This window comes from Arthrobacter sp. AL12, from assembly GCF_029960645.1.
Lineage (GTDB): Bacteria > Actinomycetota > Actinomycetes > Actinomycetales > Micrococcaceae > Arthrobacter.
The window spans coordinates 246,679-260,510 of the sequence record NZ_JASBQY010000003.1; the positions used below are offsets into that span (position 1 = coordinate 246,679).

Annotated in this window: 13 protein-coding genes; 10 read left to right on the forward strand and 3 right to left on the reverse strand. The window is 69.3% G+C overall.

Annotated features, from left to right (window positions below):
- Positions 1–192 precede the first annotated feature (192 nt).
- The 5 genes from alr to tsaD all read left to right on the forward strand — a co-directional run bounded on the left by alr (position 193) and on the right by tsaD (position 4,439).
- Positions 193–1,428 (forward strand): alanine racemase, encoded by a 1,236-nt coding sequence (alr, locus tag QK291_RS05595; protein ID WP_282379885.1) that lies wholly within the window; start codon positions 193–195, stop codon positions 1,426–1,428.
- Positions 1,425–2,051 (forward strand): tRNA (adenosine(37)-N6)-threonylcarbamoyltransferase complex ATPase subunit type 1 TsaE, encoded by a 627-nt coding sequence (gene tsaE, locus QK291_RS05600; RefSeq protein WP_282379887.1) that lies wholly within the window; start codon positions 1,425–1,427, stop codon positions 2,049–2,051. Before alr ends, tsaE begins: the two co-directional genes overlap by 4 nt.
- A complete protein-coding gene (tsaB, locus tag QK291_RS05605) occupies positions 2,051–2,722 on the forward strand; it encodes a tRNA (adenosine(37)-N6)-threonylcarbamoyltransferase complex dimerization subunit type 1 TsaB (RefSeq protein WP_282379889.1) in 672 nt (223 codons plus the stop codon). Before tsaE ends, tsaB begins: the two co-directional genes overlap by 1 nt.
- Before the next feature lie 113 nt (positions 2,723–2,835).
- Positions 2,836–3,303 (forward strand): ribosomal protein S18-alanine N-acetyltransferase, encoded by a 468-nt coding sequence (rimI, locus tag QK291_RS05610; RefSeq protein WP_282379891.1) that lies wholly within the window; start codon positions 2,836–2,838, stop codon positions 3,301–3,303.
- Positions 3,300–4,439, forward strand: a complete 1,140-nt coding sequence (gene tsaD, locus QK291_RS05615) for a tRNA (adenosine(37)-N6)-threonylcarbamoyltransferase complex transferase subunit TsaD (protein ID WP_282379894.1) — start codon at positions 3,300–3,302, stop codon at positions 4,437–4,439. Before rimI ends, tsaD begins: the two co-directional genes overlap by 4 nt.
- A 117-nt stretch (positions 4,440–4,556) precedes the next feature.
- Here tsaD and QK291_RS05620 read toward each other — a convergent pair whose 3' ends face one another.
- Positions 4,557–5,708 carry a glutamate--cysteine ligase gene (locus QK291_RS05620; RefSeq protein ID WP_282379896.1) on the reverse strand — a complete coding sequence of 384 codons (1,152 nt, stop codon included), beginning with the start codon at positions 5,706–5,708 and terminating at the stop codon, positions 4,557–4,559.
- 126 nt (positions 5,709–5,834) lie between these two features.
- Here QK291_RS05620 and QK291_RS05625 point away from each other — a divergent pair, with 126 nt between their 5' ends.
- Both QK291_RS05625 and QK291_RS05630 read left to right on the forward strand, forming a co-directional pair.
- Positions 5,835–7,646, forward strand: coding sequence for a glycoside hydrolase family 3 N-terminal domain-containing protein (locus QK291_RS05625; protein ID WP_282379898.1), 1,812 nt, complete (start codon positions 5,835–5,837; stop codon positions 7,644–7,646).
- A 72-nt stretch (positions 7,647–7,718) separates the two neighbouring features.
- Positions 7,719–8,561 (forward strand): shikimate 5-dehydrogenase, encoded by an 843-nt coding sequence (locus tag QK291_RS05630; RefSeq protein ID WP_282379900.1) that lies wholly within the window; start codon positions 7,719–7,721, stop codon positions 8,559–8,561.
- Between the two features lie 14 nt (positions 8,562–8,575).
- Here the strand turns inward: QK291_RS05630 and QK291_RS05635 are convergent, their stop codons facing one another.
- Positions 8,576–9,820 carry a class I SAM-dependent methyltransferase gene (locus QK291_RS05635; RefSeq protein ID WP_282379901.1) on the reverse strand — a complete coding sequence of 415 codons (1,245 nt, stop codon included), beginning with the start codon at positions 9,818–9,820 and terminating at the stop codon, positions 8,576–8,578.
- A 56-nt stretch (positions 9,821–9,876) separates the two neighbouring features.
- On the opposite strand from QK291_RS05635, the gene QK291_RS05640 reads away from it, so the two are divergent.
- The 3 genes from QK291_RS05640 to groL all read left to right on the forward strand — a co-directional run bounded on the left by QK291_RS05640 (position 9,877) and on the right by groL (position 12,645).
- Entirely contained in the window at positions 9,877–10,350 is a 474-nt protein-coding gene (locus QK291_RS05640) for a hypothetical protein (RefSeq protein WP_348994558.1), read from the forward strand.
- A gap of 310 nt (positions 10,351–10,660) precedes the next feature.
- A complete protein-coding gene (groES, locus tag QK291_RS05645; RefSeq protein WP_069949240.1) occupies positions 10,661–10,957 on the forward strand; it encodes a co-chaperone GroES in 297 nt (98 codons plus the stop codon).
- Between the two features lie 77 nt (positions 10,958–11,034).
- Positions 11,035–12,645: a chaperonin GroEL gene (gene groL, locus QK291_RS05650; protein ID WP_282379902.1), complete on the forward strand. Its 1,611-nt coding sequence runs from the start codon at positions 11,035–11,037 to the stop codon at positions 12,643–12,645.
- A gap of 134 nt (positions 12,646–12,779) precedes the next feature.
- Here the strand turns inward: groL and QK291_RS05655 are convergent, their stop codons facing one another.
- Positions 12,780–13,751: a DUF389 domain-containing protein gene (locus QK291_RS05655; RefSeq protein WP_282379903.1), complete on the reverse strand. Its 972-nt coding sequence runs from the start codon at positions 13,749–13,751 to the stop codon at positions 12,780–12,782.
- Positions 13,752–13,832 lie beyond the last annotated feature (81 nt).

Below are 13,832 nucleotides of genomic sequence, written 5' to 3' on the forward strand. Positions count from 1 at the left end.
TCCCGTGGGTGAGCAGGGGTGTGCGCGGGCCTGGACCCGGTGGCCGCGGGACATGCCCTCCCTGCGGGCTCAGGGATGGACATCATGCCATTGTGCCCATGCGTGGGCTCGAAGACTGGGCATGTCCCCCGGAGGGGCGGTGCAGGGAGGCCCGAATTAAGCCGCATGCGCAGCCACCCCTAGAATTGTTAAGTGACTTACCCAGCAGCAACAGGTGACTTCCGGCCCGTCCCGCACGCTCCGCAGGCCTCCGCCGAGGACCGCTCGGCAGTAATCGACCTCGAAGCCATCCGGCACAACGTCCGCCGCCTGGCGGCTGTGGCGTCACCGGCCCAGGTGATGGCGGTGGTCAAGGCCGACGCCTACGGCCACGGAGCCGTCCCCGTCGCCCGCGCCGCGCTAGGTGCCGGCGCCAACTGGCTGGGTACCGCCCATATTTCCGAGGCCCTGGCCCTGCGCGCCGCCGGCATCGAGGCCCCCCTGCTGGCCTGGCTACACACCCCGGAGAGCAACTTCGCCGCCGCGGTGGCCGCGGGCATCGACATCGGCTGCTCGGGCTGGGAACTGGAACGCATTGTTGCAGCGGCCCGCGAGCAGGAACGGCCGGCCCGCGTGCATCTCAAAGTGGACACCGGGCTGGGCCGCAACGGGGCGACGCTGGATGCCTGGGACAGCTTCGTTGGCGAAGCCATGGACTTCCAGGACCAGGGCCTGCTGCGGGTGGTGGGCATCTTCTCCCATCTGGCCGTCGCCGACGAACCCGAGCGCCCGGAAACCGACGACCAGCTGGCAGCCTTCCGCGAGGCGCTCGCCATCGCCCAGGACGCCGGCGTGGATCCCGAGGTGCGCCACCTCGCCAACACCCCGGCCACCCTGTCCCGGCCGGACACCCACTTTGACCTGGTCCGCGTCGGGCTGGGACTCTACGGACTGTCACCGTTCGACGGGCAGAGCTCGGAAGAGCTGGGCCTGCGCCCCGCAATGACGGTCCGCACCCTCGTGGCGCACTGCAAGGATGTGCCGGCCGGCCAGGGTGTCTCCTACGGACTGAACTACCGCACCGGCGGCACCAGCACACTGGGGCTGATCCCGCTCGGCTACGCCGACGGCGTCCCCCGCATCGCCACCGGAGGACCGGTCCGCGTCGGAGGCGTGAACTACCCGGTGGTGGGACGCATCGCGATGGACCAGATGGTGATCGACCTGGGCCCGCTCAACGTCTCCGCCGGCGGCCCCAGCGTCCTCGGCGCCGAAGCCGTGCTCTTTGGCAACGGCGACGACGGCGGGCCCACCGCCGAGGACTGGGCCAGAGCGGCCGGCACCAACAACTACGAGATCGTCACGCGCATCAGTCCCCGGGTGCCGCGCCGCTACATTAACGAAGAACCTCCCACCGAAGACCCCGCCAGCGGCGAGCCGCGGCCGTGAGCGCGCCGGCCTGGGTACGGACCCTCCGGGTCGGGACCGCGGACGAGACGCACGCCCTCGCGGCAGTCCTCGGCGCCCAGCTCCAAACCGGTGACCTGCTGGTTCTCACCGGCGAGCTGGGAGCGGGAAAAACCACCTTCACGCAGGGCGTCGGTGAGGGTCTGGGGGTCCGGCCCGGCATCATCTCACCGACGTTCGTGCTGGTCCGGATCCACCCGAACCTGCCCGACGGGCCGCGGCCGGGCGGCCCGGACCTGGTGCACGTTGATGCGTACCGGCTGGGTTCAGCCTCGGAAATTGATGACATCGACCTGGAAAACACGATGGACAGCGCCGTGACCGTGGTGGAATGGGGCCGCGGCCGGGTGGAGCACCTGAGCGAGAGCAGGCTTGAGGTGGACCTGGTCCGCAGCCTCGGCGGCGCCCAGGCGCCCGCACCTGCCCACTTCCCGGAATCCGCCCACGGCCCGGCCACAACCGGGGATGCTGAGGTGCTGGATTTTGACACCGACGACGACGACGAGCCCCGCACCATCGTGATCCGTGGCTTCGGTCCCCGCTGGGTGCACCCGCCCGCCCTCCCCGCGCCACAGCCGCCGCCCCACACCCCGGAAGGGACCTGATGCTGATCCTTGCCATCGACACCTCGGCGGTGGCCAGCGCCGCGCTCGTCTCCGATGACACCCCGGAATCCCTCGTGGGAAGCTTTGCCACGGAAGACACCCGGAGCCACGCCGAAGTGCTGGCGCCGGGAATTGAGGCGCTCCTGGCCGAGGCCGGCCTGAGCGGCGCCGACGTCGACGCGGTTGTCACCGGGGTGGGGCCGGGCCCGTTCACCGGACTGCGCTCGGGGATCGTCACCGCCCGCACGCTCTCGTTCGTCTGGGGCATACCGCTCTACGGGCTGATGAGCCTGGACGCCATCGCACTGGAAGTGGCGGAGTCCACGGACGCGGCGCCGGAGTTCATCGTCGCCACGGATGCCCGGCGCAAAGAGGTCTACTGGGCCCGGTATGCGCTCAGCAGCGGGCAGTTGCCGCAACTGCTGGACGGCCCGCATGTCGGTTTCGCCGCGGACCTTCCCGATCTTCCCGTCTACGGCGCCGGCGCCGGCTTGTATGCCGACGTCGTGAAGGCCGTCCCGGAGTTCCGCGACCGCCAGCCTGAGGCCCTCTCGCTGGGCCAGTTCGCGCTCGCACGGCTCGCTGCGGGGGAGCGGCTGCTGGACTCTACCCCGCTGTACCTGCGCGAGTCCGATGCCCAGGTCCCCGGCCCGCGGAAGAGGGCGCTGTGAACGCCGAGTCCGCACGACAAAACACCGGGCAAAACACGGGACAGAAGCCAGGACAGGGCCCGCGAACGGGAGCCGTGCCGGCGGGGCTGCCCGGCGGGGTGATGCTCCGGGACATGACCGAGGCGGACATCCCGGCCGTGCACGAGCTGGAGCGCAGGCTGTTCCCGGTGGACGCGTGGCCGCTGCAGATGTTCGCCGCCGAGCTGGCCCAGGCCGACACCCGGCGCTACCTCGTGGCCGAGCGTGCCGGGGAGATCGTCGGCTATGCCGGGCTGATGTGCATCCAGCCGATCGCGGACGTCCAGACCATCGCCGTCGTGCCGGACCAGGAAGGCCAGGGGATCGGTTCGGCGCTGCTGACCGAACTCATCCGGGAAAGCCGGCTGCGCCGTGCCGAGGACGTGCTGCTGGAGGTCCGGGCCGACAACCCCCGCGCACAGCAGCTCTACCGCCGCTACGGATTCGAACAGATCCACGTCCGGCCCCGCTACTACCGCGACGGCGTCGACGCGCTGATCATGCGGCTCCGGCTCGGCACCGCCGACTCCACCACCACCCCCAGGGAAGCAGACCGCCCATGAACAGCACCCAGCAGGACCGGCCGCTGGTCCTTGGCATCGAGTCTTCCTGCGACGAGACCGGCGTCGGGATTGTCCGCGGAACGCAGCTGCTGACCAACACCGTGTCCTCCTCCATGGACGAACACGTCCGGTTCGGCGGCGTGATTCCCGAGATCGCCTCCCGCGCGCATCTGGACGCCTTCGTCCCCACCCTCCGCGAGGCGCTGGCCGAGGCCGGGGTCACCCTGGCGGACATCGACGCGATCGCGGTCACCTCCGGCCCCGGGCTGGCCGGCGCCCTGATGGTCGGGGTCTGCGCCGCCAAGGCGCTCGCCGTCGCGACGGGCAAACCGCTGTACGCCATCAACCACCTCGTTGCGCACGTCGGCGTCGGGCTGCTCCAGACGGACGACGGCGGCCGGCACCCCTTCGCCGGCGCCCCACGGGAGAACCCGCAGAACCCGCAGGCCAACGCCCTGCCGGAAAACCTCGGGGCGCTGCTGGTCTCCGGCGGGCACACCGAAATCCTGCGGATCCGGAACATCACCGGGGACGTTGAGCTGCTGGGGTCCACGATCGATGACGCGGCCGGCGAGGCCTACGACAAGGTGGCGCGGCTCCTGGGCCTCGGCTATCCGGGCGGCCCGGCCATCGACAGGCTGGCACGCACGGGCAACGCCAAAGCGATCCGTTTCCCGCGCGGCCTCAGCCAGCCCAAATACATGGGCACCGCGGAGGAACCCGGGCCGCACCGCTACGACTGGTCCTTCAGCGGACTCAAGACCGCCGTCGCACGCTGTGTGGAGCAGTTCGAGGCCCGCGGCGAGACCGTGCCGGTGGCGGACATCGCCGCAGCCTTCCAGGAGGCCGTCGTGGACATCATCACCTCCAAAGCCGTGCTGGCCTGCCGGGAGAACGGCATCACCGAACTGCTGCTCGGCGGCGGCGTGGCAGCGAATTCACGGCTGCGGCAGCTCACGGAACAGCGCTGCAGCTCCGCCGGCATCCGGCTGACCGTCCCGCCGCTGGCGCTATGCACGGACAACGGCGCCATGGTTGCGGCCCTCGGCGCCCAACTGGTAATGGCCGGGGTCGCGCCGAGCGGCATCGGCTTCGCGCCGGATTCCTCCATGCCGGTCACCACAGTCTCGGCCTAAGACCGTCTGCGGGCCCGGGTAAATCTGACTGGCAGCTGCGGGGCGTTTAGAGCGCTGAAAACCGCTTCTGCTGCCAGCCAGGTGGGGAGCGCGGCGAAGCCGTCCGGGCTCTCGGGTCTAGGCTTCGGGGCCCTTGCGCATCTGCTGGACCAGATCAAGCACGACGGCGCGCAGGTCGCCGGCGTGCTCGGCGGCCACGCGCCGCTGCCGCTGGTACCCGGCGCCGCGCTCAATGATCTTCAGGACGTCGGCCAGCTCCGATACGCAGCCCAGCTTCACCGCCACGGGTTCTAGCCGGGCGACCGTCTCGCGGATGTGGTCCGTGACGAGCTGCTCGTTGCCCGCGGCGTCCAGGATGATAATGGCGTCCAGCCCGTAACGGGCCGCACGCCATTTGTTCTCCTGCACATGCCAGGGCGGCATGGTGGGGATGGTGCCGCCGTTGTCCAGCGTCGTGGAGAACTCGTCGACGAGGCACTGGGTCAGGGCGGCGATGGCGCCAACTTCCTCCAGCGTGGCCAGGCCGTCGCAGATCCGCATCTCGATGGTGCCGAAATGCGGGACTGGCCTGATGTCCCAGCGGATTTCGGAGAGTGAATCGATCACGCCGGTGGTGAACATGTCCTGGGCATAGGACTCGAAGTCCTCCCAGCTGCCGAACTGGAAGGGCAGACCGGCGGTAGGCAGCTGCTGGAACATCAGTGCGCGCTGCGAGGCGTAACCGGTGTCCTCGCCGCCCCAGAACGGGCTCGAGGCGGAGAGCGCCTGGAACTGCGGGAAATAGTTCACCAGGCCGTCCAGGACGGGGAGCACCTTGTCCCGGCTGTCCAGGCCCACATGCACGTGGACGCCGTAGATCACCATCTGGCGGCCCCACCACTGCGTGCGGTCGATGAGCTTGGCGTAGCGTTCCTTGTCGGTCACCCGCTGCAGCTGCGGCGGGCTGAAGGGGTGGCTGCCGGCGCAGAAGATCTCGACGCCCATCGGATCGGTGACATCACGCACGGCGGCGAGGGAACTGCTCAGGTCCGCCTTGGCCTCGGCCACGGTGTTGCAGACCCCGGTGACCAGTTCCACCGTGTTCAACAGCAGCTCCTGCTTGATGTGCGGGTGCTCGTCGTCCTCGTTCAGTTCGGGATGCCTCGCGGCGACCCCGCGGAGGACCTCTTTGGCCACGGAGGCCAGTTCCCCGGTTTCCGCGTCCACGAGGGCGAGTTCCCATTCCACACCAAGAGTTGATTGCCTGGATGAAGCGAAATCAATCTTCATGTGGTCCCTTCATTGTTTTGCTGGCCGTTCCCTGCCCCGTCCGGCTTTCGTCTTGGGCGGAATTGCCGGACAGTTGGCGAGGCAACGGTGGCTCAAGTCTAGTGCAGGGGTAGCATCTAGCCGGTGGTGAGATCGCAGCGAAGACGTGAAAGTGTTCACAAAACTACCCGTACCGCAGCGGTACTGACGGCAATTCTGGGCCTTGTCCTCGGAACCGTCTCCTGCTCCGGGACCCCGACGCCGGGTCCCGCGGCGGATTCGGCGGCCCCCGCGGATTCCTCCGCCCCCTCGACCACCGCAGAGACCGCAGCCACCGCACCCACTGCACCGGCGCCACAACCGGCGCCCCCGGCGCCCCCGTCGGATCCGTCAGCGACGCTGCCGGACGATCCGGATGCCTTCCCCCGCGCCGGGACCCGGCCGCTCGGCTGGGGCCCGCAGCAGCGGGACGCGAACGCCGCGGCGCGGGCCGTGGCCGCGATGACCCCCGAGCAGAGGGCCGGGCAGGTGCTGCTGCCGTTCTACCGCGGGCTCGACCACGAGGCCCAAGCCGCGCTCATCGAGCGACTGCACCTGGCCGGGTCCACCATCATGGGCGACAACGTGCCGAGAACACCGGACGGACGGGTCGACACCGCGGCGATGCACGGCGTCGCCAGCAGGCTCCAGGCCGCGGCACGGGCCGGCGGCCGCAGCTGGCCCGGGCTGATCGGCGTCGACCAGGAAGGCGGCGTGGTGGCACGGCTGCGCGCGCCACTGACCGAATGGCCTGCCCCGATGAGCTACGGCGCGGCGGGAAGCGGGGCGCTCGCCGGCGCGGCCGGCCAGGCCATGGCCTCCGAGCTCGCGGCGCTGGGCTTCAACACGGACTTCGCACCGACCTCCGACGTCACCATGGGCCCGGCCGATCCGACCATCGGAGCCCGGTCCATGTCAGGGAACGCCGACGCCGCGTCCGGCTTCGGCGTCGCCTTTTCCCAGGGGATGCTGGCCGCAGGGCTGCTGCCGGCCGCGAAACACTTTCCCGGCCACGGTTCGGTCAGCGATGATTCCCATACCCGGCTGCCGGTCCAGGGCGCAAGCCTGGAGCAGCTCCGGGCCAAGGACCTGAAGCCCTTCCAGGCTGCCATCGACGCCGGCCTGCCGATGGTCATGACCGGCCATATCGCAGTACCGGCGCTCGAGCCAGGGGTTCCAGCCTCCCTGTCCGGGGCGGTCTACGCCGAACTGCGCAGCATGGGATTCCAGGGTGTGGCCGTCACTGATGCGCTCAACATGGGCGCCGTCAAGGAACCGTACCCCAACGACTCCGCCGCTCCGCTGGCCCTGGCTGCCGGTGCCGATCTGCTGCTGATGCCTGCCAACGTGGAGGCGGCCCACGCAGCGATCATCGCAGCGGTGCGCAGCGGCGCCCTGTCGCCCGAAAGGCTCGCCGAAGCAGCGCAGCGCGTCGTCACCATGATGATCTGGCGCGCCCGCGCGGGCGCCGGACCCGGAACGGCGCCCGGCAGCGGCACCGGCCTGTCGCGGGACGTCGCCGCGGCGGCCATCACCGTGCTGGCCGGGCCCTGTGACGGGCCGATCGTGCCGGCCAGCGTCCGGGTGGCGGGCGGCTCGGCCCAGGACCGGGCGCGGTTCGCCGCCGCTGCCCGGAACGCCGGCATCAGCGTCGGTGCGGCGGGACCCCTGGTCTCGCTGATCGGCGCCACGGAATCACCATCCTCACCGGCTGGGCCGCAGACGCCGGCCGACGTGGCGGTCGCCCTCGACGCGCCCTGGCCGCTGGCACACTCCACCGCCGCTGCCAGGATCGCACTCTACGGCCGGAGCCAGGGCGCTTTCGACGCGCTGGCCGCCGTGCTGGCCGGACACGCCCGGGCCCCCGGCAAGCTTCCGGTCGACGTCGGGTCCCAGCCCCCGGGGACCGGCTGCGCGTGACAGCTGGCCGGCGCGGGCCGGCCAGCGCCAGGGAACGCGGCGGCCCGGCCCGGCTTGTCGTTTAATGGAGACGTGCCCATCCTGAATAAAGACATGACCCTCTGCATCTCGCTCTCGGCCCGGCCGAGCAACAACGGGACGCGCTTCCACAACCACCTGTACGACCAGCTTGGCCTGAACTGGATCTACAAGGCTTTCGCCCCCATGGACCTCGGCCAGGCGATCGCCGGCGTGCGCGGCCTCGGAATCCGCGGCTGCGCCGTGTCGATGCCGTACAAGGAGGACGTCATCGCGCTCGTGGATGTGATGGACCCGTCCGCGAAAGCCATCGACTCGGTCAACACGATCGTCAACGACGGCGGCACGCTCACCGCCTACAACACCGACTACACGGCGATCGAGCAGCTGCTGCAGCGCAACGCCGTGCCCGCGGCCTACTCGGTGCTGCTCCGGGGCGCCGGCGGCATGGCGAAGGCCACCGCCGCGGCCCTGCGCGACGCCGGGTTCCGGGACGTCACCGTGATCGCGCGCAACGAGGAGGCGGGACGGGCGCTCGCCGGACTCTACGGTTTCGCCTGGCGCGCCGACGTCGATTCCCTGACCGCCGACATGATCATCAACGTGACCCCCATCGGTATGGCAGGGAGTATGGGAGGGAGCATGGCAGGGGGTCCCGACGCCGAGGCCCTGTCCTTCCCGCAGGAGGCCGTGGACGCCGCGACGGTGGTGTTCGACGTCGTCGCGCTGCCGGCCGAAACCCCGCTGATCAAGGCCGCCCGCGCAGCCGGCAAGACGGTGATCACCGGTGCGGAGGTGGCGACCATCCAGGCGCTGGAACAGTTTGTGCTGTACACCGGCATCCGGCCCACCGACGAGCAGGTCCGGGCCGCCGAGGACTTCATGCGGGACCAGTAGCCTGCTGGCCGGACCTAGACCGGCTCCACCGAGATGGCCACCCGCTCCTCCCCGATCCTGGTGAGGACCAGGGTGGCTGGCTTTTTGCCTTTGCTCCTGCCGCTGCCGGCCTTGCCTCCCGTTTTCCCGCCGGGGAGGAGCTGTTTGCGCAGCTCCTCCGGGGTGACCGAGGTGCCGCGCTTCTTGATGTCCAGGACGCCGATGCCCTGGTCCTTGACCCAGGCCTTGAGCGCCTTGACGTTGTACGGCATCACCTCGAGCACCTTGTAGGGCCGGGCAAAGGGGGTGTCCCGCAGTTCCGGGGCGCAGATGTAGGCGATGTGCTCGTCCACCAGGTGCCCGCCCAGCTGGAGCGCGACGTCGGCCACCAGCCCGGCGCGGATGACGGCGCCGTCGGGCTCGTAGAGGTAGCCCTCGACCGGCCCCACCGGGGCGACCGGGCCGCCGTCGAAGTCCTCGGCGCTGGTGAGCTCCGCCGCGCCCGCGGGGCCGAGCAGCAGGGCCGCCCGCCGGATTCCCGGCCGCCGGACGGCGTTGAACCACAGCGCCACTTCGGTGACGTCCCCGCCCACCGACACCCACTGGGCCTCGCAGTTCTTGGGCACCGAGTCGTGCGGCATGCCGGGGCCCATCTTCACACCGACGGCCAGTCCGGCGCCGGCCAGGGACTCGACGAAGGACAGCGGCGGGGAAAAGTCCTCAGGATCCCAGAGCCTCTTCGTGCCCGAGGTGGAGGTGGTCCGGCGTGCCGGGTCCAGCCATACGCCGTCCATCCCGTCCAGGGCCACCGTTGTCGCGTCGGAATGGACCACGGAGGCGTTCCGGAACGGGATCAGGTTCATCGTGGCGCAGGCCGCCGTCGTCTCGTCCCTTTCCACCGCCGTGACCTGGATGTCCAGCGAAGCGAGCGCCATTGCATCGCCGCCGAGGCCGCAGCCAAGGTCCGCCACATGCTGCACACCGGCCGCAGCGAAGCGCTGCGCATGCCGGGCCGCCACGGTCAGCCGGGTGGCCTGCTCCAGGCCCGCCTGGGTAAAAATCATCTGCCGGGCGAACTCGCCGAACTTGGCCTCGGCCTTGGTCCGCAGCCTCGACTGGGTGAGGACGGCGGAGACGAGTTCGGGGGAGTGGCCGGCCTTCCGGAGGGAGGCGTTGAGGCGGAACGCCTCGTCCTCCTTGTAGGGGCCCAGTGACGCCAGCAGCTCCCAGCCCTCGGGGTTCAGCAGCGGGGCGATTTGGTCCTGCGGTGCGTCAGACATGGGATCAAGCCTAGTTCAGCGCGGTGCGGAGCCGTGCGCCCGATATGGTTGACGGCATGGATGAGAGCGGCACGGCAAACAGCGGCACGGACGAGTACGACCCGGAGGGCGGCGCCGCCCAGCAGAACGCCGGTGCCGCCCAGCAGAACGCCGGTGCCGCCCAGCAGATCGCCGGCGGCGGCCGTCCCGCCCGTCAGGGACTCGCCCGCTACGCCCGGCCGGCGCTGATCGCCGGCGGCATCATCGCCGTCGTGTCAGTGGCCCTGCTGGTCATCATCTTCTTCCTGGATTCCTTCAACGCCACGGTCTATTCAGTCGGCGGCCAGGACGTCCAGGACGCCACCGACCAGGCGAAGGCCATCCGCGAGAACTACGCCGGGGTCCGCGCCGGCGGCATCGTGTTCCTGGTCCTGGGTGTTGCCCTGGCCGCGGCCGGGGGCCTGGTGCTGTACCGGCACCGGAACGAGGCAGGCTCCGACGACGGCGAAAACGGCGAGGACGTCGACTTCGAGGACCTCGCCGGACGGTAGTCCGGCACCGGCACCGCGGACATGTCCAGCGCCCGGCGCCGGCATGGAGCACAACGCCCAAATGTCCGCGGGCCGCGCCCGGGAATGGGCATGTCCCCCGGAGGCCAGCGTTCACCGGGAACGAATTTCTGGCACTCGCCTTGACCGAGTGCTAACTCCTTACATAGAGTCGTCATTAGCACTCTCCCTAGGAGGGTGCTAACACCTGAAGCTTTACAGCCAGGCTGCTGCCGGCACCGCGACGACGGTCTGTACGCCTTGGCACCACAGCTTTAAAGTCCACGAATTTGCTGACGAAAAGGAGAGGTCATTGTCGGTCTCTATTAAGCCTCTTGAGGATCGTATTGTTGTCCGCCCGCTCGAAGCCGAGCAGACCACGGCTTCCGGCCTGGTCATCCCGGACTCCGCGCAGGAAAAGCCGCAGGAAGGCGAAGTTGTCGCAGTAGGCCCCGGCCGCTTTGACGACAACGGCAACCGCGTTCCGATCGACGTCACCATCGGCGACGTTGTTATCTACTCCAAGTACGGCGGAACTGAAGTCAAGACCGGCGGCACCGAGTACCTCGTGCTGTCCGCCCGCGACGTCCTGGCGATCGTCGTAAAGTAACTCTCTTGGACCCCGCGCCGCCGATCCTCCTTTGACGGGTCAGTTGCGCGGGGTTCTGTCTTTGAAAGGACAAAACCATGGCAAAGCAGCTTGCGTTTAACGACGCTGCCCGCCGGTCGCTTGAAGCCGGCATCGATAAGCTCGCCAACACGGTCAAGGTGACGCTTGGCCCTCGCGGCCGCAACGTCGTGCTGGACAAGAAGTGGGGCGCCCCCACGATCACCAACGACGGCGTCACCATCGCTCGTGAAGTCGAGCTGGACGACCCCTACGAGAACCTTGGCGCGCAGCTGGCCAAGGAGGTCGCCACCAAGACCAACGACGTTGCCGGTGACGGCACCACCACGGCCACGGTGCTGGCACAGGCCCTGGTCAAGGAAGGCCTCCGCAACGTTGCGGCAGGCGCCGCCCCGGGCCAGATCAAGCGCGGCATCGAGGTCTCGGTTGAGGCCATCGCCGCCCGCCTGCTCGAAAACGCCCGCCCGGTCGAAGGCACCCAGGTCGCCAACGTCGCCTCCATCTCCGCCCAGAGCGATGAGATCGGCGAGCTGCTGGCCGAGGCATTCGACAAGGTCGGCAAGGATGGTGTGATCACCATCGAGGAATCCTCCACCACGCAGACCGAACTGGTCCTCACCGAGGGCATGCAGTTCGACAAGGGCTACCTGTCCCCGTACTTCGTCACCGACGCGGAACGCCAGGAAGCTGTCCTCGAAGACGCCCTGATCCTGATCAACCAGGGCAAAATCTCCTCGGTCCAGGACTTCCTGCCGCTGCTGGAAAAGGCGTTGCAGAGCTCCAAGCCGCTCTTCATCATCGCCGAGGACGTCGACGGCGAGGCACTCTCCACGCTGATCGTCAACCGCATCCGCGGCACCCTGAACGTCGTCGCCGTCAAGGCGCCGGGCTTCGGTGACCGCCGCAAGGCCATGCTGCAGGACATCGCAACCCTCACGGGCGCGCAGGTTGTCTCGCCGGAACTGGGCCTCAGCCTGGACACGGTCGGCCTTGAGGTGCTGGGCACCGCACGGCGCATCACGGTCACCAAGGACAACACCACCATCGTTGACGGCGCCGGTTCGGCAGAGGACGTCGCAGCCCGGGTTTCCCAGCTGCGCGCCGAGCTGACCCGCACGGACTCCGACTGGGACAAGGAAAAGTTGCAGGAACGCCTGGCCAAGCTGGCCGGCGGCATCGGCGTGATCAAGGTCGGCGCTGCCACCGAGGTCGAGCTCAAGGAAAAGAAGCACCGCATTGAGGACGCCGTGTCCTCGACCCGCGCTGCCCTGGAAGAAGGCATCGTCGCCGGCGGCGGCGCAGCCCTCATCCACGCCCTCAAGGCGCTCGACGAGGACCCGGCCGTACAGGCCCTCGAGGGCGACGCGGCAGCTGCTGTCGGCATCGTCCGCCGGGCACTGACCCAGCCGCTGCGCTGGATCGCCCAGAACGCCGGCTTCGACGGCTACGTCGTCGTCGCCAAGGTCGCGGAATCGGCCAACAACCAGGGCTTCAACGCCAAGACCGGCGAATACGAAGACCTGATTGCTGCCGGCGTCATCGACCCCGTGAAGGTGACGCGTGCGGCCCTCCGCAACGCGGCTTCCATCGCAGCCCTGGTGCTCACCACGGAAACCCTCGTGGTCGAGAAGCCTGCCGAAGAAGACCAGCACGCAGGACACCAGCACTAAGGTTCACTGCATCAAGGTCCACGTGCGGCGCCCCCGCGGGCGACGCAGCGCCACCGGGACCGGCTGAACGAAAAGACCGGACCAGCACCAGCTGGTCCGGTCTTTTCGTTGTCTGTGGGGCCGCCCCGCCCGGATCAGCTGCCGGAGGAGCCGAGGGCCTTCCGACGCAGCCGCAGGTCCTCGCCGCGCGGAAGACGTTTGGTGACGAGCCGGTAGAAAATCAGCACGGCCACTGCGGCCACGACAATTCCCACAAGGTTCAGTCCCAGCTGAAGGGCCGAGCCGACCGCCTTCTGGTACTCGCCCAGCACGAGCGCGACGGCCACGAACCCCGCCGCCGGCACCGTCGTCACAGAGATGAAGACCCCGACCAGGGCCGCGGACCGCCGGCTGATGACGGACAGCATCCCTGCGGTCCCTGCCAGCACGGCAACGATCAGCGAATAGGGACCAGGGTGGTAAATAAATTCCACGGCGGAGCCGCGCTCGAGCACATCGGCGGGAAAGAGGCCAAGCGGCACCGACAGCCACGCCGTGAAGGCTGCCGCCAGCATGGCCACGGGGAAGCCGACGCCGAGCGCCAGTGCAGCGCTGCGCCCAAGCTGCCATTGCCGTCGCACAAGGGCCACGGCCAGGGCCGCCAGCGGGCCGAATTCCGGGCCCACCGCCATGGCCCCGACAATAGCGATGGTCGAATTCGTGACGATCCCGATGGCGGCCAGCTGGGTCGCCAGTATCAGGAAGGCGAGATAGCTCCAGGTCAGGCGCGAGTCCTCGCCGGTCTGCCGGGACACCTCGTCCCAGATCACGGCGTCCGCGCCCTCGCCGGGCGCGTCTACAGTCGCCTTGTCGGCCCGGTCGGAGAGCACCAACTCCGGCATGCTGACCGAGATCGAACCCTGCTCCTGAACCTTCAGGGCCTGGAGCTTCTCTATCAGCCGCTCGACGGACTCCCGCGCCAGCAGGACATCGATGACGTCCCCCGGCGGGAGTACGGACGCACCCGGCTGGCGGGACACTTCGGCGACGCCGAGCTCTCCGGTGGAGCAGTCCATCACGGCGTCGGACAACTTTTCCGGGACACAAATTCGCAGCTGTGCGATCACGATGCGGCCTCCTCTGGCTCGTTACAGGGTAGCCTCCGGGACCACCCAAATCCGGCGACCGGGGGGCCGCACGCGCCGCCG

Bases quoted from the DNA above. Each gene is read 5' to 3' on its own strand.
- QK291_RS05620 (WP_282379896.1), bottom strand. From the start codon at position 5,708: ATGAAGATTGATTTCGCTTCATCCAGGCAATCAACTCTTGGTGTGGAA.
- QK291_RS05640 (WP_348994558.1), top strand. From the start codon at position 9,877: ATGGATGAGAGCGGCACGGCAAACAGCGGCACGGACGAGTACGACCCG.
- tsaB (WP_282379889.1), top strand. From the start codon at position 2,051: ATGCTGATCCTTGCCATCGACACCTCGGCGGTGGCCAGCGCCGCGCTC.
- tsaD (WP_282379894.1), top strand. From the start codon at position 3,300: ATGAACAGCACCCAGCAGGACCGGCCGCTGGTCCTTGGCATCGAGTCT.
- groL (WP_282379902.1), top strand. From the start codon at position 11,035: ATGGCAAAGCAGCTTGCGTTTAACGACGCTGCCCGCCGGTCGCTTGAA.
- rimI (WP_282379891.1), top strand. From the start codon at position 2,836: ATGACCGAGGCGGACATCCCGGCCGTGCACGAGCTGGAGCGCAGGCTG.
- QK291_RS05635 (WP_282379901.1), bottom strand. From the start codon at position 9,820: ATGTCTGACGCACCGCAGGACCAAATCGCCCCGCTGCTGAACCCCGAG.